At 71.0% G+C, this 19,918-nt stretch carries 16 protein-coding genes; 7 read left to right on the forward strand and 9 right to left on the reverse strand.

Annotated elements, in window-relative coordinates; genetic code table 11:
* Window position 1: 1 nt before the first annotated feature.
* The 3 genes from ACIBLA_RS04480 to ACIBLA_RS04490 form a co-directional block, all read right to left on the reverse strand.
* Window positions 2-2,122, reverse strand: coding sequence for an NHLP family bacteriocin export ABC transporter peptidase/permease/ATPase subunit (locus ACIBLA_RS04480; RefSeq protein ID WP_363244291.1), 2,121 nt, complete (start codon window positions 2,120-2,122; stop codon window positions 2-4).
* 155 nt (window positions 2,123-2,277) lie between these two features.
* Entirely contained in the window at window positions 2,278-3,084 is an 807-nt protein-coding gene (locus tag ACIBLA_RS04485) for a hypothetical protein (RefSeq protein ID WP_399197713.1), read from the reverse strand.
* A gap of 169 nt (window positions 3,085-3,253) precedes the next feature.
* Window positions 3,254-3,469, reverse strand: coding sequence for a type A2 lantipeptide (locus ACIBLA_RS04490; protein ID WP_363244284.1), 216 nt, complete (start codon window positions 3,467-3,469; stop codon window positions 3,254-3,256).
* A 758-nt stretch (window positions 3,470-4,227) separates the two neighbouring features.
* Here ACIBLA_RS04490 and ACIBLA_RS04495 point away from each other — a divergent pair.
* Window positions 4,228-4,998, forward strand: coding sequence for an antibiotic biosynthesis monooxygenase (locus tag ACIBLA_RS04495; RefSeq protein WP_399197714.1), 771 nt, complete (start codon window positions 4,228-4,230; stop codon window positions 4,996-4,998).
* 66 nt (window positions 4,999-5,064) lie between these two features.
* Here ACIBLA_RS04495 and ACIBLA_RS04500 read toward each other — a convergent pair whose 3' ends face one another.
* Window positions 5,065-6,078, reverse strand: a complete 1,014-nt coding sequence (locus tag ACIBLA_RS04500) for an abortive infection protein (RefSeq protein ID WP_399197715.1) — start codon at window positions 6,076-6,078, stop codon at window positions 5,065-5,067.
* Between the two features lie 146 nt (window positions 6,079-6,224).
* Between ACIBLA_RS04500 and ACIBLA_RS04505 the strand changes: the two genes are divergently transcribed.
* On the forward strand, window positions 6,225-8,894 hold the full coding sequence (locus ACIBLA_RS04505) for an AAA family ATPase (protein WP_363244287.1): 2,670 nt from the start codon (window positions 6,225-6,227) through the stop codon (window positions 8,892-8,894).
* Here the strand turns inward: ACIBLA_RS04505 and ACIBLA_RS04510 are convergent.
* The 3 genes from ACIBLA_RS04510 to ACIBLA_RS04520 form a co-directional block, all read right to left on the reverse strand.
* Complete coding sequence (locus ACIBLA_RS04510) at window positions 8,879-9,079, reverse strand: hypothetical protein (protein ID WP_363244288.1); 201 nt, start codon at window positions 9,077-9,079, stop codon at window positions 8,879-8,881. The genes ACIBLA_RS04505 and ACIBLA_RS04510 overlap by 16 nt on opposite strands.
* Before the next feature lie 85 nt (window positions 9,080-9,164).
* Window positions 9,165-10,493, reverse strand: a complete 1,329-nt coding sequence (locus tag ACIBLA_RS04515) for a D-alanyl-D-alanine carboxypeptidase family protein (protein WP_399197716.1) — start codon at window positions 10,491-10,493, stop codon at window positions 9,165-9,167.
* A gap of 115 nt (window positions 10,494-10,608) precedes the next feature.
* Window positions 10,609-11,532, reverse strand: a complete 924-nt coding sequence (locus ACIBLA_RS04520; RefSeq protein ID WP_399197717.1) for a hypothetical protein — start codon at window positions 11,530-11,532, stop codon at window positions 10,609-10,611.
* 369 nt (window positions 11,533-11,901) lie between these two features.
* On the opposite strand from ACIBLA_RS04520, the gene ACIBLA_RS04525 reads away from it, so the two are divergent.
* The 5 genes from ACIBLA_RS04525 to ACIBLA_RS04545 are packed head-to-tail and all read left to right on the forward strand — an operon-like array spanning window position 11,902 to window position 16,639.
* A complete protein-coding gene (locus ACIBLA_RS04525) occupies window positions 11,902-13,659 on the forward strand; it encodes a sensor histidine kinase (protein ID WP_399197718.1) in 1,758 nt (585 codons plus the stop codon).
* The gene (locus ACIBLA_RS04530) at window positions 13,656-14,063 is read left to right on the forward strand and encodes a roadblock/LC7 domain-containing protein (RefSeq protein WP_363244870.1); all 408 of its coding nucleotides are present in this window, start codon (window positions 13,656-13,658) and stop codon (window positions 14,061-14,063) included. The genes ACIBLA_RS04525 and ACIBLA_RS04530 overlap by 4 nt, the downstream gene beginning before the upstream one ends.
* Window positions 14,060-14,431 carry a DUF742 domain-containing protein gene (locus tag ACIBLA_RS04535; protein ID WP_363244869.1) on the forward strand — a complete coding sequence of 124 codons (372 nt, stop codon included), beginning with the start codon at window positions 14,060-14,062 and terminating at the stop codon, window positions 14,429-14,431. Before ACIBLA_RS04530 ends, ACIBLA_RS04535 begins: the two co-directional genes overlap by 4 nt.
* A complete protein-coding gene (locus ACIBLA_RS04540) occupies window positions 14,412-15,023 on the forward strand; it encodes a GTP-binding protein (protein ID WP_399197719.1) in 612 nt (203 codons plus the stop codon). The genes ACIBLA_RS04535 and ACIBLA_RS04540 overlap by 20 nt, the downstream gene beginning before the upstream one ends.
* Window positions 15,024-15,079: 56 nt before the next feature.
* The gene (locus tag ACIBLA_RS04545) at window positions 15,080-16,639 is read left to right on the forward strand and encodes a cytochrome P450 (protein WP_363244879.1); all 1,560 of its coding nucleotides are present in this window, start codon (window positions 15,080-15,082) and stop codon (window positions 16,637-16,639) included.
* A gap of 46 nt (window positions 16,640-16,685) precedes the next feature.
* Here ACIBLA_RS04545 and ACIBLA_RS04550 read toward each other — a convergent pair whose 3' ends face one another.
* Together ACIBLA_RS04550 and ACIBLA_RS04555 are read right to left on the reverse strand one after the other, a co-directional pair.
* Window positions 16,686-17,768, reverse strand: coding sequence for a hypothetical protein (locus ACIBLA_RS04550; RefSeq protein WP_363244867.1), 1,083 nt, complete (start codon window positions 17,766-17,768; stop codon window positions 16,686-16,688).
* 381 nt (window positions 17,769-18,149) lie between these two features.
* Window positions 18,150-19,724: a CAP domain-containing protein gene (locus ACIBLA_RS04555; protein ID WP_399197720.1), complete on the reverse strand. Its 1,575-nt coding sequence runs from the start codon at window positions 19,722-19,724 to the stop codon at window positions 18,150-18,152.
* Window positions 19,725-19,918 lie beyond the last annotated feature (194 nt).

Below are 19,918 nucleotides of genomic sequence, written 5' to 3' on the forward strand. Positions count from 1 at the left end.
CTCAGTGCTCCCTGACCAGTCGCGCGTACGGCCCCTCGGCGGCGACCAGGGCCTCGTGCCTGCCGCGTTCCACGACCGTGCCGTGGTCGAGCACGACGATCTCGTCGCTGTCGCGCACCGTGCTCAGCCGGTGCGCGATCACCACGCACGCACAGCCGCGCCGCCGCAGATTGTCGATGATCAGGCGCTCCGTCTCCGCGTCCAGTGCGCTCGTCACCTCGTCGAGGACCAGAATGCTCGGCCGCCTGACCAGCGCGCGGGCGATCTCCAGCCGCTGGCGCTGGCCGCCGGAGAAGTTGCGGCCGTCCTGCTCGACCCTGCTGTGGATGCCCTCGGGGCGGCGCGCGATCACGTCGTCGTACAGCGCGGCGTCCCTGAGGGCGGTGACGACGGCGTCGTCCGGTATCGACGGGTCCCACAGCGCCACGTTGTCCCGGACGGTGCCCTCGAAGAGGAAGACGTCCTGGTCGACGAAGGACACCGAGGCGGCGAGCGCGCTGCGGGGAATGTCCTCCAGACGCTGACCGTCGATGCGGATCGTCCCCTGCCACGGACTGTAGAGACCTGAAATGAGCCTGGAGACCGTGGACTTGCCGCTGCCGGAACCGCCGACGAGCGCGACCTGCTGCCCCGGCCCCACCGTCAGTGAGAAGCCGTCGAGCAGCGGCGCGTCCAGCGGGCTGTAGCCGAACACGATGCTCTCCAGCTCCACATGGCCCGTCAGCCGGCGTGTACTGGAGTCCGGTTGCTGCCGCGAGTAGAGCGGGTCTACGGGGAAATTCTCGACGTCCTTCAGCCGGGCCACGTCGGCGGCGAAGTCCTGGATCCGGCCCGCGACCCCGTTCAGCCGGGTGATCGGCGCGGTGAACCGCACCACCAGCGCCTGGAACGCGACGAGCAGACCGATCGAGATCGCCCCCTCCACCGCCCGCAGCCCGCCGATCCACAGGATCAGCGCGCTGTTGAGCGTCGCGAGCGTGGGGGCGACGACCGTCAGCGCCGCGCTCGGCACTCCGAGCTTCTGCTGCTCCTCCAGCGTCGTGGCGTGCTGCCCGGCCCACCGCCGGAAGTACCCGTTCTCGCCGCCGGTCGCCTTCATCGTCTCGATCAACTGAAGGCCGGTGTACGAGGTGTTGGTGAGCCGCGCGCTGTCCGCCCGCAGCTTGCGCGTACCGGTGGAGCGCAGGTGGATCACGATGCGCATCGCGACCACGTTGAGCAGCGCCATCAGTACGCCGACAACCGTCAGTTGGGGGTCGTACGACCAGAGCAGCGCCGCGTAGAGGATCACCACGACCCCGTCGACAGCCGCCGCCGCGAGGTCCCGCGCCAGCGTCTCGGCCACCGCGTCGTTGGACTGGAGCCGCTGGACGAGGTCGGCCGGGCTGCGCTGCGCGAAGAAGGTGACCGGCAGCCGCAGCAGATGCCGCAGGAACCGGGCGCCGCTCAGCGTGGACGAGATGATGCGCCCGCGCAGCAGGTTCGCCTGTTGGAGCCCGGTCAGTACGGCGGTGAGCACCAGCATCGTGGCCATGGACGCGAACAGCGGCCCCAGGAGCGAGGTCTGACCGCCGATCAGGAACATGTCGATGTACGTACGGCTCAGCGCGGGCACCGCCGCGCCCACCGCCACCAGCAGCAGGCTGGCGAGCAGCGCGGCCAGCAGGGTGGCGGCCGTGCCGCGCAGCCGCGCTGGCATGGCGCTCATGATGCCGGGCTTACGGCCGCCCCGGCGGAAGGCGTCGGTGGGCTCGAAGATCAGGACCACGCCCGTGAAGCTGGTGTCGAAGTCCTCGGCGGGGACGAAACGGCGGCCCTTGTCGGGGTCGTTGATGTGCACGCCTCGGCGGCCGGGCCGCCGGCTCATGCCGTCGTACACGACGTAGTGGTTGAACTCCCAGAACAGGATGGCGGGCGCCCGGACCTCGGCGAGGGCTTCCGCCTCCATCTGCATGCCCTTGGCCTGGAGGCCGTAACTGCGGGCCGCCTTGAGGACGTTGGAGGCGCGTGAGCCGTCGCGCGAGACGCCGCACGCGATACGCAGCTCCTCCAGGGGGACATGGCGGCCGTAGTGGGCCAGGACCATGGCGAGGGAGGCGGCGCCGCACTCCAGGGCCTCCATCTGGAGGACGGTGGGGGTGCGGACGGTCTTGGGCCTGGGGGTTCCGGCGGCGGGCCGGGCGCGCTTGGGGGCCCGCCGCCGGCCGGGCGGCAGTTGCTGGTGCTTCGGCTGCTGGTGCCTGCGCGGGGCCGGGGGGAGCTGGTGCCGCTGCGGGCTCACGGGAGCAGCCAATCGATCGGGTTCTGTTCGGCCAGCTTGATGGAGCCGGTGGCCAGGGTCATGGACTCGACGGAGTACGGCGGCCCGTCCGGCGACGACCAGGTGTAGCCGGACTTGGTGGCTGACGACTCGTCAAGCCGCACCAGTACGGCGACGGGTGGGCCCTCGCGGGAGAACTGTTCGCCCAGCTGCGTACTGCCGAGGAACCCGGTGATGCGCCTACTGGTCTCGGCGACCCGGCCCACGGATTCGACGCGGCCGCGCAGCACGCCGTACCGCTGCTTCGGCACCGACTGGACGGTGACGTCCACGGAGGCGCCGACGGGTACGGTCGCCCCGCTCTCGGCGGGGGCGTACAGCATCACGCTCAGCGGATCGTCGTCCTTCTCGATCCGTTCCACCGCCGCGACATCGGCCCCGGTGGTGATCACGGAGCCGACGGCGGCGACCAGAGTGGTCAGCCGGCCGGCCGCGAGGGTGCGGACGACGGTGCTGCCCTCGGCGGTACGGACCTTGATGAGAGGGGAGTTGGCCGACACCCGCTCGCCCTCCTCGGCGAGCACGTCGGTGATCTGTCCGGCGACGGGGCTCTGGAGGACGTAACTGCCCTGCGCGTGCGTGAGGATGCCGGGGGCGCCGAGAGTGGACGAGACATTGCCGGTCACCGCCCAGACGGCCGCGGCGATCATGGCGACGACCGTGACGACCAGGACGAGACAGCCCTGGGGCCGGGCGAAGCGCACCGGCAGATCGATGTCCTCGGGCGACTGCAGCTTGGAAAGGGCCTGTTGACGGAACTGCACGACGCTCGTACCTCGTTGCTCAGTCTTTCAGCGGTTCTGCGTTCTGCGGTTCCGCGTTCCGCGGGTCCGAGTTTCCGGTGCCCGATGGTGTGCGCCACGACCAGCGACGCGCCGGCCGCGTGCCCCGGGTTCGGGGCACACGACCGACGCGGCAAGCTGGGGTCGCAGCTCAGAGGCTGGAGACCAGGCCATTGGCGAGACCGGTGACGCCCGCCGTGCTGATGCCGGTGGCACCCTCGACGGTGCCGACGACGCCGCCGACCGTGCTGGACACGGGGACGATGGAGTCGACAGTGCCGACCAGACCGCCGACGAGGCCGCCCGACACGTTGTCGAGGTCGCTGTCGGAGATTTCCTGGGTCTCAACCTGGGGAGAGCGGTTCATGATGTGAGATTCCCTTCGCATGGCTATTTCACAATGGCCGCGACCGGCCTCGCCAGGCTGGCGCACAGGCCGCAGCAGCGGTTGTCGGGACGCTTCTTCGGATTTCCGAGTCTCAGGATTCGGAAATCCTCCGAAAGGCGCCGGGGTGACTCCCGCGATGCGAAGGATCAAAGCACGCGGGCCAGTCGAGTAGCCACTCGAACGCCGAACGATCAGACAGGTCCGTGGTGTTGGAGCTCCCCGAAGTGCCCACGCGTCCATGGCTTGGTAGCAGCTTCTTCACGCGATCGACCGCCCCGAAGTGGACATTAACGGCCCAAAGGCCGTACGGGCCGGTCGTCGCAGGTACGGACCTGACGGTCAAATGTGTTCGCCTGCGTATTCGGTGTGCAGATTCATCGAAGGAGACAGCAGGGAGACGGCAGGGAGACAGCGCCGCCGAGGGCTGTGCGGCACGAGCCGCAAATCCCGTGTGGACTGCACGGATTGCCTGGTCACGGTATTTCCGGGGAAACGGCACGGCTTCCAGGAGAAGGCAACATAAAGGCATAACGGCGTTGCGCCGGACGCGGGGGAAATGGCGTCCTTCCGGTCGAGTTGCCCGCTTCTGTAGGTCTCCGGGCCGGATCATGCGTCCGTCGGCACATCGGCGCCATCTTCGCCCGTCCTGGCCCTACGACACAGTCAATGCGCACCAAAAAGCGGATACACCGGACACGGATGGATCTGTGTATTCTCGCTGCTGGAGGTGAGGACACATGATCCTCGAATACATTCGCTACCGAATTCCCGAGAACGACGCGGCCGAATTCGAGGCCGCCTGTGCCCGCGCGGCCGAGCCCCTGAGCCGGTCGCCCTTCTGTCTCGACTTCGAGCTGTCCCGCTGTGTCGAGGAGTCCGGCCACTACATCCTGCGGATCCGCTGGGAATCGCTCGACAAGCATCTGAAGGACTTCAGAGCCAGCGAGGAATTCCGGGCCTTCTTCACGGAGATCCGGCCGTACGTCGACGCCATCGAGGAGATGCGCCACTACACACCGACCGAAGTCACCGGCATCGGCGCCGGCACACCACGACCGCCGAGCCTCTACGAGTGGGCCGGTGGCAGGGAGGCCTTCGAGCGCCTGTTCCACCGGTTCTACGAAATCGTCGGCACCGACGAACTGCTCGCACCGATGTTCGCCGACATGATCGCCGAACACCCGCACCACGTCGCGCTCTGGCTCGGCGAGGTATTCGGCGGCCCCGCCGAATACACGGCCCACCACGGCGGTTACGAGAACATGCTCGGCCACCACATCGGCAGGGCCATCACCCCACAGCAGCGCCGGCGCTGGGTCGACCTACTCAACGACGCGGCGGACGACGTCGGCCTCCCCGCCGACCCGGAATTCCGTTCGGCCTTCCTGAGCTATATCGAGTGGGGCACCCGCATCGCCATGGAGAACTCGCAGTCGGACGCCACCCCGGTACCCCACGCACCGGTCCCGCACTGGGGATGGGGAATGACGCCTCCCTACCAGCCGTAGGGGGCGCCCGACTGCCGGGCGGGACCGCCGACTCGACCGGACCGCCCGCGACCGGACCTGAGCCCCTCACCCGGCGCCGTACCGCCGCGACACCGCCCGGAACGCCTCCTTCTGCTCCCAGTCGCCGTCGACCGCCTTCAGCAGGCCGAAGCTCGCCATGTCCAAGTCGCGTGCCGGGTCCGGGGAGTGCGGCTTCGACGTGGCGAACTCGTAGACGTACGCGCCGTGGACGCCGTGCGCCTCGTACAGGTCGAGCAACTCCGCCAGGTAGTCGGCCTGTTCCTGTTCCGCCCGGACGTAGGGGCCGTTCAGGACCGGGGGATCCGCCGACCAGTCGACGATGTCGTAGCCGGTCGGGCCCGCAGCCGCCCCGCCCTCGAAGGCGCAGCAGCCGAACTCGGTGATCAGGAGCGGCTTTCCGTGGTCCAGATGGGCGCGCAGGCCGTCCGTGTAGTGCTCGGTGTTGTACGCCATCCGGTAGTAGTTCTGTCCGACGAAGTCGAATTCCGACCAGTCCACCTGCTCCCACAGCGCGCCGCCGTACGTGAGCCGGCCGCCGAAGCGCGCACGGGCCACCTCGACGGCGCGGGCGAGGAATCCGTTCAGTTTCTCGCTGAACTCCGGCATGCGCGGCCACCATTCCGGGAGTGCCAGCTTGGCCGAGCGCTCGTCATAGGTGTCACCGGGGACGAAGCCCGAGGCGAAGACCGTCAGCTCGCAGCCGACGTTGAGGTCGACCGCCCCGTGGCGGCCCCGCAGCCGCTCCGCCGCCTCGGCCGCGGTCGCCAGATACGCCAGCGTCGCGTCCGCGTCGCCCTCGATGAGCCGGGGCTGCAACCAGACATGCAGGCCCGCTTCGGCGGCGAAGTCCGCGTACGCCGTCAGCCGGTCGACGTCCGTGCCGAGCAGGGTGACCGAGTTCGCGTGCAACTCGGCGCGGATGAGTGCCATATGACGCCTTACCACATCGTCCGGCCAGGGCGCGGGGGCCGAGCCGGCGCCCGAGTAGTCCGTTCCCGTGTCGTAGTTGACGCCCTTCCAGACCAACGGAGCCGCGCGTTCGGTGGGTTCTTCTCGCATGGTGTGACCTTAGAGACATCCGACGCCTGCACGTGATCGATCAGCACCGGCGAAATCGTCCAGATCCGCGCGGACCGCTGCCCACATGTGGGACGGGCGGGCTAGTGTCGTGATCTGACCTGTACGCCATTCAACCAAGGAGGCCGATGGTGCTCCCGCCGGAGGACTCGGTCGGCTTCCCACTTCTCGAACGCGAGCCGGAGATCGCCGCGGCGGCGCACGCGGTCGAGGGGCTTTTCGGCGATACGCCCTCCGGCGGACTTCTCGTCTACCGGGGCGCCGCCGGACTCGGCAAGACCGCGCTGCTCTCCAAGGTACGCCGGATGGCGGCCGGCCGCTGCACCGTGTGGTCGGCGCGCGGCGGCGAGACCGTGACCTCCGTACCGTTCCACGTCGTACGTCAGTTGCTCCAGCCCGCCCTCGCGGCGCCCGGAGCCGGCGACGTACGGGAACTGCTCGGCGGCGGGTACGACATCGTCGGCCCCGCCCTCGGAGTCGCGCCGCCCGGCGAGCGGCCCGCCGACCCGCAGGGTGTCAGGGACGGCCTGGAGACCCTGTTCCGCAGACTCGCCCAGACACTGCCCCCGCTGGTCGTGATCGTCGACGACGCGCACTGGTCCGACCTGGAATCCCTCGCCTGGCTGGCGTCCTTCGCCCGGCGTACGGGCGGCCCGCCGATCCTCGTCGTCGTCGCGTACCGCAGCGAGGACGCGATCGGCGAATGCGCCCACCTGCTGCGGGCCCTCGGCGAGAGCGCCAGACTGCTCGTCACCCTCAAGGCCCTCACCTCCGAAGCCACCGCCAAACTCGCCCGCGCCACCCTCGGCGAGCACGCGGACGACCCGTTCTGCCGCGAGGTGTGGGAGGTCACCGGCGGCAACGCCTACGAAACCGTCGAACTGCTCGCCAAGGCACGCGACGAAGCCCTCAGCCCCGTCGGTGAATCCGCCGACGCCCTCAGCGCGCTCGGCGCCATGACCCGCGGCACCGGCCTCATCGCCAGGCTGGAGGAGCTGGGCACCACCACGACCCGCTTCGCCTGGGCCGCCGCGATACTCGGCACCGACATCTCCCTCGAACTCGTCGTGTCACTCGCCGGAATGGGCCCCACCGAGGCCGCCGACAGCGCCGAACGGCTCCGGATGGCCCGTATCCTCGTCGGCACCGACCCGCTCGAATTCGTCCACCCCCTCATCGCCACCGCCGTCTACCGCGCCATCCCCTCGGCAACCCGGACCGCCTTCCACGGCCGCGCCGCCTGGCTCGTCACCCGCAGCGGCCGGGGCGCCGCCCTCGCCGCCCGGCACCTCCTCGAAGTCCACCCCGACAACGACGCCGAACTCGTCGAGCAGCTGCGCGAGGCCGCCGCCGAACACCTCGCGGTCGGCGCCCCCGACGCCGCCCGCCGCTGTCTCGAACGCGCCCTGACCGAGCCGCCGTTGCCCCGGATACGGGCCGAAGTCCTGTACGAGCTGGGCTGCGCGACCCTCCTGTCGTCACCCGCCACCACCGTCAGGCATCTGCGCGACGCGATCGACACCCAACTCCTCGACGACAGCCTGCGCGTCGACGCCGTCTTCCGGCTCTCCCAGGCCCTGACACACAACGACCAGACGCGCGAAGCCGCCCTGGTCGTCGCCACCGAAGCGTCCCGCATCCCGTCCGGACCCGCCCAGATGCGCCTCAAGACCGCGCACTTCCTGTGGGAAGGCGTCCAGGACACCGAGGACGACGGCACGGCGCGTGCCCGCCGTCTCGCCGAGACCGCCGCCGGACTCACCGGACGCGACAACACCGAACGTGTCCTGCTCATGCTGCGCGCCTTCGACGCCACGGCACGCGGCGAGAGCGCCGAAGAGATCGTCCAGATCGCCGAACGCGCCCTGGTCGACGGCGCGCTCGCGCCCGGCACCGGCTGGACCGGCACGTCCTGGGGCTTCGAACCACCTGCCCTGCTCGCGCTCGCCTTCGCCTTCGCCGACCGGCTCGACCGGGCCGAGACCCTGTTCGACGAAGGCATGCGCGCCTTTGAGATCTCCGGCTGGAGCGGCGGCCATCTCGCCTTCGCGCACACGCTCGTCGGCTACGCCCACCGCAGACGTGGCCGCCTCGCCGACGCGGAGGCGTATCTGCGCGAGAGCCTGCGCCTCGCCGACCGGGTCGGCGAACGTCTGCCGATGCACTGGAACGGCATCTGCATGCTCGTCGACACGCTGCTCGCCCGCGGCCATGTCGAAGAGGCACGCGAAGCGGCCGAGCGCTACGCCTTCGGACCGCCGTACGCCTCGTCCCTGGCCGTGCCCGACGCACGATCCGTCCGGGGCCGGCTGCTGCTCGCCCTCGGCCGCAAGGAGGAGGCGATAGCCGAACTCGAAGCCACGGGGCGGGCGTTGACGGAGCGAGGCCGACACAACGGGGTGATGGCCACCTGGGCGATCGATCTCGCGCGGGCACTGGCCGACGAGAACCCGGAGCGCGCGGCCGGACTCGCCGCGTACGCCCGCGACCGCGCCGAGCGCTTCGGCACGCACACCGCGATAGGCGTCGCGCTGTGCTGCTCCGCGTCCCTGACCGAAGGACCGGCCGCGGTCGAACTGCTCGCCGACGCCGTCACCCATCTCGAAGCCTCACCCTGTACGTACGAGCTGGCGGTCGCCCGTGTCGAGTACGGCATCGCCGCGCGGTCGGCGCCGGACCTCGGCCGGGGCCGTGTGCTGGCCCTGGAGTGCGGCGCAGACGGACTGGCGGAACGGGCCCGGCTGGCGCTGGAGGACATACGGCCGGTGGGCGGCGGCGTGAATCAGCGCCAGGACTGAGGACCGCCGCCGCGCCACTCGACCGTGTCGGTGTCGGTCATCCGCTCGGGGTCGATTCCGGCCCTGCGCAGCAGCTCCGCCACGTCGGCCGGCCGGCGTGCGCGACCGGCGTCGTGGCCGTCGACCCAGACGCGTCGGCCACCGCCGCACGGTGGCAGGACCACGGCCATCACATGTTGCTCCATATATTCACTGTGCGCGCTGTCGCCGCCGGCCGCATCCTCACGGTTGCTCTCCGCACGGTTCCTCCCGCCACGGTGCGGACGCGCCTCACGGCAGGGGGATCCCGTCCGGGTCCGCCGGATCACGGCGTCGCCGCGCGGCCCGCCACAGGAGGAGCAGCGCCGGCGCGGCGAGGCACGTGGCCCCGATGAACGCGATCGGCACGACGTACCCGGAGGGTCCGGACGCCCGGTCGGCCGGTTCGGCCGCCGACGCGGCACTGCGGTGCACCGCCCCCGGCCGTACGGTGTCCGCACGGCCCGCGTCCGCGTCCGGGCCCGCCGCCCGCGCGGCCCGCGCGACCGGCCCCTGCTTCTCCACCTCGGCCGCCCGACGCGGCGGGTTCGGCGGCCTGGGCGGCTCCAGCGACCCCACGGGAGTGACGGCGGGCGCGGCGGCGAAACCCCAGTCCAGCAGGGTCCGGGCCTCCTCGTACACCGCCCGCGAGGCCCCGGACTGCGGATTCATCACCGTCGCCAGCAGCGTACGGTCCCCGCGCCGGGCCGCGGCGACGAGCGTGTTCCCGGCGTGGGAGGTGTAACCGTTCTTGACGCCGATCAGCCCCGGATAGCGCCGCACACCATCGGCACCGGTCAGCAGCTTGTTGGTGTTGAGGATGCCGAACGTCTTACCGGCCCGGCCGGGGAACCGGGCCTCGACGGTCGCGCAGTACTCCGCGAAGGCCGGCAGCTTCAGCCCGGCGCGGCCGAACACGGCGAGGTCGTACGCCGACGACACCTGCCCCGGTTCGTCGTAGCCGTCGGGGGAGACCACGCGCGTGTCCTTCGCCCCCAACTCCTTCGCCTTGGCCTGCATATGAGTGATCGTCGACTTCCAGCCGCCGTTCATCCGGGCGAGCACCCGCACCGCGTCGTTGCCCGAACTGAGGAAGACACCGCGCCACAGATCGGCCACGTCGTACGTCAGGCCGGGGGCCACCCCCACCATGCTGCTGCCGTCGCCGATCCCCGCCAGATCCGCCTCGGTCACCCTGTGCCGGACGCCGGCGGGGATCCGGGGCAGCACGGTGACGGCGAACAGCGTCTTGAGTGTGCTGGCCGGCGGCAGGGCGCGGTGCGCGTTACGGGCCGCGAGCACCGCGCCCGTGCCCGCGTCGGCGACCACCCAGGAGAGGGCGGAGACGTCCTTGGGCGGCGCGGGCGCGCCGGACGTCGCACGTACGTGGGTGCCGGGCCGGTACAGCAGCGAGGGGTCCGCCCTGACGGCTGTGGCCGCGGTGGCAGCCGTGGCAGTCGTGGCGGCGGTGGCCGTCGGGGTGGACACCGACGGCGGGAGGAGGGCCAGCAGCCCGGCCAGCCCGGTCGTCAGTGCCACCGAGCCCGCGAACGCGGGGCGCAGGATCCGTCTGATGATCATTCAGCCACCGTAGAAACGGACCACGTCGAGCGCACGACCACGTGAGCCGACCGGACGTATCGCCGTCCGTCCGTGCGCAGTCGACCCTCGATCCCGACCCCCGCCACGCGCGTCCTCAGCGGTCCTCGCTGAGCGGCACGCCGTGCGCGCGCAGGATCGTGAGGGCGCGCACCGTCTCGTACCCACGCCACTCCACCGCCGCCGCCGGGGAGTGGGGCGTCCAGTCGACCGTCCAGCCGCCGTCCTCCTGCTGGTCCGCGGCGAGCCGGTCGAGTTCGGCGGCGACCGCCGCCGTGTCGAGGAGCGCCCGCAGCGGCCGGCCGGGCAGGGGCGAGAAGTCGAGCAGCCGCAGCACCTCGCCCTCGCTCCCGCCCTCGACCGGCAGCGGGCTGCCGTCCTTCGGCAGGAACGCGGCCAGCCGCTCCAGCTCGGCCGGGGCCCACGGGTGGGTGTCATGGACGGTGTCGAGGAAGTCCAGGACGAACCGGAACTCGATGACGTGCGGCGGGCGGGCGAGGGCGGCGATCCGGTCCCGGCAGAAGGCGGTGGCCCGCGCGAGCCAGGGGTGGTCGCGTACGTCCGGGTCGTTGCGGCCCACGCGGTGCGCGGCGCCGGCGAGTTCCGACGTCATGTGCAGCGAGGAGACCTCCGGATCGGCCGCCGCCCAGAACGGGGCCGAGCCCGCCGCGTCCGGGCCGGTCATCGGCAGGGCGAAGGGCATGCCGCCGTCGGGGCGGCCGACCGACTCCAGCCAGTCGCACAGCTGGGTGGCCCGCGCGTAGACGGCGGGACCGCACTCCTCGAACACCTCGAAGGCGAGGAGCGCGCCGACCGGCTGGCTCAGGGCCGACCGCAGATCCGGTTCCAGTGCCCAGCCGTAGCCGCCGTCCCCGTTGCGGTAGCCGTCCAGCGCGGTGACGACGGCGGCGGGGGTGCCGGTGCCGCGCAGAAGCTCGAAGCGGCGTCGGTCCAGCAGCCGCGCGTGCGTCGTCATGAAGGCGGCGGCACCGCTGAGGTTCGGGGTGTGGGTGAGATCCATGGGACGAGTCTGCGCGGTCCGGCCATCGGCGGTCTTGAACGAAACGGACGGAGGTCGTCCACGCGGAAGGCGGGGCCGTCGCAGGTGGCAGGGGTAACCGGCCTCGTCACCTGTACAGAAATCCTCACTCTGTGTGCCGCCGGCAAAGCTCTCCGTGCAAAGTTCGCGAGTCTATGCCTGTCGAGCCCGCCCGCGCACGAGGTTCGTGAATATGCCGATGAGGCGTTCCGGCCGCACTAGGCTCTCGCGGAGCGCGTCGAGTTGATACGGAATCAGGCGCTTGTTCCCCTGTGCCGTAATCGTTTCGAATACCCGACCCCTGAATCGACTGAGTCACCCGACCCCTGAATCGACCGCCAGAGGGCTTACATGGTTCGTGTTGAAGCACCCATGAAGGATCAAGCGTCTCCCACCGTTCGCGCGCTTCTGCTCTCCGCGGCCCTGATGGCCACAGCGACGGCCGTCGTCGTGGTCTTCGTCGCCGACGCCGCCCGGATACCGGTCGCGGCCTGCGGCGCCGTCGCCACCGTCCTCGTCAGCTGGGGCGCGGTGGCGATCGCGCGCAGGGGAGAGGCGACACGCGCACTGCGCACCCAGTACGGGCAGCATGTCGCCTTCCTGGAACGGCGCATCGCCGAGCACGACAGCCAGAGCGTGCGCCTCGGCAAGGAACTGATGCCGCTCGCGATCCAGCAGTTGCGCCGGGGCAACTCACCCCAGGAGGTCATGCACGTCATCGTCGACGGCGACGAGCGTTACCGCGAACTCCCCGACTCCCAGCGCGCGTTGCTCCGCGCGATCCTCGACATCGTGGACGACGAGGAGGCCATGCGCGAGTCCGCGCAGCGCTCCTTCGTCAACATCGCCCGCCGCGTCCAGTCCCTCGTCCACCAACAGGCCAGTGAGCTGCGCGAGATGGAGGAGCACCACGGCCGTAACCCCGAGGTCTTCGACGACCTGCTGCGCATCGACCACGGCACCGCTCTGATCGGGCGCCTCGCCGACAGTGTCGCCGTACTCGGCAAGGCGCGCCCCGGCCGCCAATGGCCCAGGCCCGTACCGCTGTTCAGCGTGCTGCGCGGTGCCATGTCCCGGATCCTGGAGTACCAGCGGGTCGATCTGCACTCCATCGCCAAGGTCGCCATCATCGGCACGGCCGTCGAACCGCTGATCCACGCGTGCGCCGAACTCCTCGACAACGCCACCCGCTACTCGCCCCCGCAGACACGCGTCCATGTGACCGCCGTCGAGGTGCAGACGGGTATCGCCATCGAGATCGAGGACGGCGGCGTCAGCCTCAGCGAGGAGGCACGCACCCGCGCCGAGCGGATGCTCGCGCAGGCGCAGGCCGGTATCGACCTCAACGACCTCGGCGAGACCCCGCGCCTGGGTATGGCGGTCGTCGGCCGCCTCTGCCAGATGTACAACCTCCAGGTCTCGCTGCGGCAGTCCGCGTACGGCGGCGTCCGCGCCGTCCTCGTCGTCCCCCGCGACGTGGTCACCACCGGGCCCGCGCCCGGTATCGCCCACGGCATCGGCGCGACCGCGATGGGGACCGGCGGCACTGAGCTGCCCGAGATGCGCAAGCCGCGTACGGCCGCCACCGGCGGCACGAATGACCCGGCGCCCGCGCCGGCCGCCGTTCCCGCGCCCCGTCCGGCCACCGGCCCGGTCAGGCCGGCGCCCGTCAGTGCCGCCACGGAGGACGACGTTCCTGTCGTCACCGAGTGGACGGCGAACGGCCTCCCGCAGCGCCGCAGCCGCGGCAGGGCCCCGCTGGGCTCGCACAACGTGGCGCGCACGCCCGCACCGGGCAGCTCGAACGGCACGGCCGCCGGTACGCGCGGAGCACCCGGTACGGCGGGGGCGACCGGTATGCCGGGCACGGCGAACGGCACCGGCGAAGCCGGGAAACCCGGCCCCGGCATCTGGCTCGAAGCCTTCACGAAGGCGGTCAACGGCGACCCGCACACGCGGGAGCAGCCGGCCGGCACCTCCTCAGGGGCGGGCCCGACGGGCACCACGGGTGGCACCACGGGCCCGACAGGCACATCAGACGCGCCGCCGGATCCGCATGGCGACCGCGGCGAAACAGACGACGTGTGGGGCAAAGGGGACCTGAAGTGATCCAGCAGCGCGCCAACTTGGACTGGATGCTCAAGGAGCTCGCGGACGGGGTTCCGCAGGTCCAGCAGATCGTCGTGCTCTCCGCGGACGGACTGCGGATCGCCAGACACGGCGGTGACCCCGATGTCGCCGACCGGCTCGCCGCCGCCTGCGCGGGACTTCAGAGTCTCGCCGCCGCCGTCGCCGCCGAAATCCCGCACAGCGACGGCCGGATGCGGCTCGTCGTCATCGAAGTGAGCGGCGGATTCTTCTACTTGATGGAGGCGGGCACCGGTGCCTATCTCGCCGTACTCGCCGACGAGACGGTCGACGCCGGACTCGTCGGCGCCCGCATGCGGGACATGGTCGTCCGGATCGGTGCCCATCTGACGAGTCCCCCGCGCCATGACGGGCACACCGGATGACCCCTCCCCGACGAGAACGCAGGCTGCCCGGGGCGGACGTGGGGGACCCGGAACGGCTGTACGTGATCACGGGTGGTCCGGACGGCGCCCGGCGCGCCTCGCTCGACCTCGTCACCATGATCGTGGCACGCGAGGCCCCCTCACCGACGGTGCCGCCCGAACAGGCCGCCATCCTGCGGCTGTGCGGGGCGCCGCTGTCCGTGGCCGAGCTGTCGGCGTATCTCAGTCTGCCGTTCAGCGTGGTGACGGCGCTGCTGACCGACCTCCTCACGCTGGATCTGGTCGAGTCGCGCGCGCCGGTCGCCCGCGCCTCACTCCCCGACAGGTCCCTTCTCGAAGCGGTGATGCATGGACTCCAGAAGCTCTGACACGATCACGGGCCCCCGGAGCGAGGACGTACTTCCCACCACGGCGACATCCGCGGTGAAGGTCGTGATCGTCGGCGGATTCGGGGTCGGCAAGACCACCATGGTCGGCTCGGTGAGCGAGATCCGCCCGCTCACCACCGAAGAGACCATGACCCAGGCCGGAGTCGGCGTGGACGACAACTCCGGGGTGGAGAGCAAGACCGCCACCACCGTCGCCATGGACTTCGGGCGGATCAGCGTCAGCGACCAACTGGTGCTCTATCTCTTCGGCACCCCCGGCCAGGAACGCTTCTGGTTCCTCTGGAACGGCCTCTTCGAAGGCGCACTCGGCGCCGTCGTCCTCGTCGACACCCGCCGCCTCGAAGTCAGCTTCGACGTGATCGGGCGGCTGGAGGAACGCGGCGTGCCGTTCGTCGTCGCCGTCAACACCTTCCCCGACGCGCCGAGCCATCCCGTCGAGGCGCTGCGCACCGCGCTCGACCTGCCCGACGAGGTGCCGATGGTCGACTGCGACGCGCGGCTGCGCGCGTCGAGCCGCGATGTCCTGATGACCCTCATGCGCTATCTGCACTCGCTGGCACTGCCGGCCTGACCCGCCCTTTTCCTGTCCCTGCCCATCCCTGGACTCCTCCCATCCCTGGAGTGACCGTGACAACGCCCTATCCGCACCGGCCGGGAACGGACGAACAGGCCGTCCCGCCACCGGGCTGCCCGGCCCACAGCCTGGTCGCCGACGCCTTCGGCGGCGACCACCTGGCGCCCTCCGGGCTGCGGCGGCTCTACGGCCCCGAGGCCGAGAACGACCCGATGGGTCTGTACGAGAAGCTGCGCGCCGAGCACGGCTCGGTGGCGCCTGTCCTGCTGCACGGCGACGTACCCGCCTGGCTGGTCCTCGGGCACAGCGAGAACCTGCACATGACCCGGACCCCCTCCCAGTTCTCGCGGGACTCCCGCCGCTGGCGCGCGGTCAACGACGGCAGCGTGCCGCCCGATCACCCCCTCGCGCCCATCTTCACCTGGCAGCCGATCTGCGTCTTCGCGGACGGCGCCGACCACGAGCGGCTGCGCGGCGCCGTCACCGACTCGATCGGCCGGATCGACCACCGGGGCGTGCGGCGCTTCATCAACCGCTACAGCAACCGGCTCGTCAACGACTTCTGCCAGAACGGCAAGGCCGATCTCGTCAGCCGCTTCGCCGAGCATCTGCCGATGATGGTGATGGTCCAGATCCTCGGCATGCCCGAGGAGTACAACGAACGGCTGGTCCAGGCCGCCCGCGACATGATCAAGGGCACCGAGACGGCGGTCGAGAGCAACGAGTACGTGATGGGCGCCCTGAACCGGCTGGTGGTCCGCCGCCGGGCGGCCCCCGAGGAGGACTTCGCGAGCTGGCTCGTCGAGCACCCGGCGGGACTCACGGACGCCGAGGTCGCCCAGCATCTGCGGCTGGTGCTCATCGCCGCTTACGAGACCACGGCCAACCTCATCGCCAACGTGCTCCGGATGGTCCTCACCGACCCGCGCTTCCGCGCCCAGCTCAGCGGCGGCCATATGACACTCCCCGAGGCGGTCGAGCAGACACTCTGGGACGAGCCGCCGTTCACCACCATCTTCGGCCGGTGGGCCGTCGGCGACACCGAACTCGGCGGGCAGCGGATCAAGGCGGGCGACGCGCTGGTCGTCGGGATCGCCGCCGCCAACGTCGACCCGGTCGTACGCCCCGACGTCAACGCCTCCATGCAGGGCAACCGCGCCCATCTCGCCTTCAGCGGCGGCCCGCACGAGTGCCCCGGCCAGGACATCGGGCGCGCGATCGCCGACACCGGGGTCGACGCGCTGCTGCTGCGGCTTCCCGACATCCAACTGGCCGTCCCCGAGGAGGACTTGCGCTGGTCGGCCTCGCTCATGTCACGGCATCTCCAGGAGCTGCCGGTGACCTTCGCCGCGCGTCCTCCGCAGGATGTCGCCGGGCCTCCGTCAGCGACGCCGCAGCACGCGCCGCGCACCGAGTGGCAGGTGGAGTCGCCCCGTCCGGTGTCGGCGCGGAGCGCGACCGGTGCGGCCGTACCGCCTCCGGCGCCGGTGCCGCCCGCCGGGTCACCGCCACCGGTGGCGCCGACGCCGGCCGGGTCGATCCCCGCCCAGCGCGGGCCGGGCGCGCCGGCGCGGGCGTGGCGGGCAGTGGTGCGGTGGTGGCGGGGGTACTGACACCCCCTGGCGCCCAAGGCGCCGCGGTGCGGGGCCGGTTGGACGCTCAGCGCGGAGCGTCCAGCTGCTCCCACCACCACGAGATCGTGGGGATCGGCAGCGGCTCGCGGCCCGCGTCGGAGGGGTACCGCTTCCACCAGTCGCGCGGCTCGAACGCCGCTCCCGACGGCACCGAGTAGCGGGGACAGACCGACGCCCAGTCGAGATGACCCCGGAGGAACTGCCCCAACCCCTCTATGTAGGCGCGCAGTTCCGGGCTCGCGTCCGCGAGTACCTGCTCGCTCAGCCGGCCTTGCAGCACCATCACCCGGTCGCGCATCGCCACCGCGTGCCTCAGTGCCTCGGGCGGTTCGCAGCCCAGCTCCTGGCAGAGCACGTCGATCAGATTGAGATCGTCGCCCGCCCGCAGGAGTTCCTTGTTGCGGGAGTAGAGGTCGTTGTCCCAACTGACCAGCGTCCAGGTGATCTCGGTGAGCGCCTGGACGCGGGGGTCCGCGAACTCCTCGTCCCGCACGGAGAATCCGCCGACGATCTCGATCATCGCCGTGGACGGCGCCATCCCTATGGCCCGCATCCACAGCGTGATGTAGTCGTTGAGCGACGGCAGTTCGGGGCTCCGGCGCCAGGACGCCTCCCACACCAGACCCGATGTGTACACCCGCATGGCGTCCGTCCAGCGGCGCAGCTGCCGCGGGGAGGCGTACTGCTCCAGCTCCGTGCGCAGGGTCCGTAACGCGGCGGTGTGCGGGGAGTCCGCACGGGAATACGCGGCGGGGGCCTCGACCGCGCGCATGATGCGCGAGGTCTCCTGGGCCATCAGATCCGCCGTGGCGTCGGTCTCGTCGCAGACGCCGTCGTCGAGGGAGAACAGCACGGCGTGGAACTTGGTCATCAGGATGAGGGGTTCGAGTCTCCCGTACGGCATCGTCGAGGCGGTGAGCCCGCCGAAGTCGCAGACGGCGAGGCGCTTGCGCTGCTGCTCGTCGGTATCGAGGTTCTGTCGCAGCATCCAGTCCACCGTCAGGTCGTTGAGGACGTCAACGCCGGGATGCATGGCCGGTTCCACCGGACAGTAGAACGGCGCGGCAGGTAGCTGCCGCGCCACGGCCTGTTCCTCGACGCACGTCATACCGGCCTCCTGGAGATGGGTGGGCGCAGGACTGGTTCAGCGAGTTCCTGGTACGGGCGGTGTGGAGCGGTGGCGGTTCGAACGGAGCGTATATGCCCATGACGGTTCGTCAATAACAGTGCCAGAGGTCTATGTCTGGCCGGAATTGACCGTATGTGGAGTGGCCGGGATCGCGTGGGCGGCTCGCGCTCTCGGGTCCCCACGTCATAACCCGTACGGGGTTGGCCCTACGGCGCCGGAGAGTTCGATTCGGGCGGAATCTGAGTGGTCAGGTTCAATCCACCATGGACATAGTCGCGATCGTGTTCAGTACGCCAACGGAAGGTGACCGAACGAGACGAAGAGCGTGGAGTTTGTCAGCCCGCGCCACTCGTCGGCCCGTCAGCCGCGCGCCCCGAACGCCTGGGTCCACCACGGTCCGCCGGACGCGTCGTGGACACCGACACCGATCTCCTTGAAGGCGCAGTTCAGGATGTTGGCCCGGTGGCCGGGGCTGTTCATCCAGCCCTTCATCACCTCGGCGGGCGTCCGCTGGCCCCTGGCGATGTTCTCGCCGTAGGTCGTCCACCGGTAGCCCGCCGCCGTGATGCGGTCGCCGGGGTCCCTTCCGTCCGGGCTTTTGTGGTCGAAGTAGCCCTTGGCCGCCATGTCCTGGGAGTGCCGCAGCGCGGCGGTCCGAAGCTGCGCGTTGGCGCTCACCGGGTTGCAACCCGCCTTCGAGCGCTCGGAGTTGACGAGCGTGGTGACCTGCGCGGCGAAGTCGCCGCCCCCGCCGCCCGGCTTCGGATCGTCCGGCGTCGGGGTCCGTGTCGGCTTCGGATCCGGTTTCGGGGCCGGATCGGCGGTGGAGGGGCGCGGGCCGGGGGCGGTCCTGCTCGGCTCGGCCGCCTTCTTGGACGGCGAGCGGGTCGGCGAGGGCGACGGGCTCGCGCTGCTGCGAGAGGGGGAGGGGCTGGCCGGCTCGGCCGTGCGGCTCGCCGCCGACTTGGGCTCCAGCGTCCCCGGTTCGACGGCGGACGAGGCGCGTGAGTCGTCCTCGCCCCGGTCGCCCGTGACGTACTGGGCGACGCCGGCGGCGGTGAGCAGGGCGGCGACGGCGGCGGTCACGGTGACGGCCCGGCGCCGTCTCGCCCGCCGGTCGCGGTGCCCGCCGTCCCCGGCCTGCGTACGGTTCGTGTGTCCGCCGTGCCCGCCGTGTCCGCCTTCGTCGCCCGTACCGCCGCCGCCGACCGGCACCAGGGCGAGCGTGAGCCCGGCCACGAGCGCGCCGGCCGGGACCAGATCGGCCGCGTATCCGGAGCAGACGGTGCAGTCGTAGGCGTGCCCGGCCATTCGCTCGCGCCAGAGCGGGGACGGTACGCCGTTCCAGCCGGCGGCAAGCTGCTCCAGCAGGACGCACGGCGGCTCGGCGAGAAGCGCGCGGACCACCACGCGGGCGGTCTCCAGCTCGTACTCCAGGCGCTCGATCCGCGCGTCCACCTGCTGGGAGTCGGCGGCCAGAGCGGCGGCGACCTCCGGCCGGGTGAGTTCGCCGGCGGTCTCCAGCCACCACAGCGGCACCAGCGCGTGATGCTCCCTGTCGACCCACCGCGTGGCCTCGGCGACCTCCCGGTGCTGACCGGACAGCCCGAGACGGCTGATCATCAGATCCACGAAGTCGAAGTCGGGGCGGCGGAGGGCAGGGTCGTACGGATAGTCCGCGTAGTCACGGATCCGGGCGATCGTGGTGGTCACCAGGTACGAGCGGAAGTCGGCCGGGCGCCGTAGCCCGCCGAGGCCGTCGAGCACATGGCGCACGGTCTCCCGCACCAGGGCGTCCGCTTCCGGGTGGCCGTGCAGGGCATGGCCGACGAGCTGGTGGACCAGCGGCAGGGACGCGTGGCTGAGTTGGTCCCTGGCCCGCTCATCCCCGCGCTGCGCCGCCTTGACCACTGAGGCCTTGAACGGACTGCTCACGCTGTCTCACTCCCACTCGTGACTCGGGTGGCCACCGATCGTAAGGGGAAGGACGGCCTCCTACCGCACAAGTGGGCGAATTCATAGTCGGCCGTGCGTCCGTTTTCAACTGTCTTCTACTTGATGCCCGTTCTGCGTGAAGCTCCGCTGTCGACCCGCTTAAGAAATCCTCGATGGACCGAACGGTCGCGGCG

This window comes from Streptomyces sp. NPDC050433, from assembly GCF_044458565.1.
GTDB lineage: Bacteria > Actinomycetota > Actinomycetes > Streptomycetales > Streptomycetaceae > Streptomyces.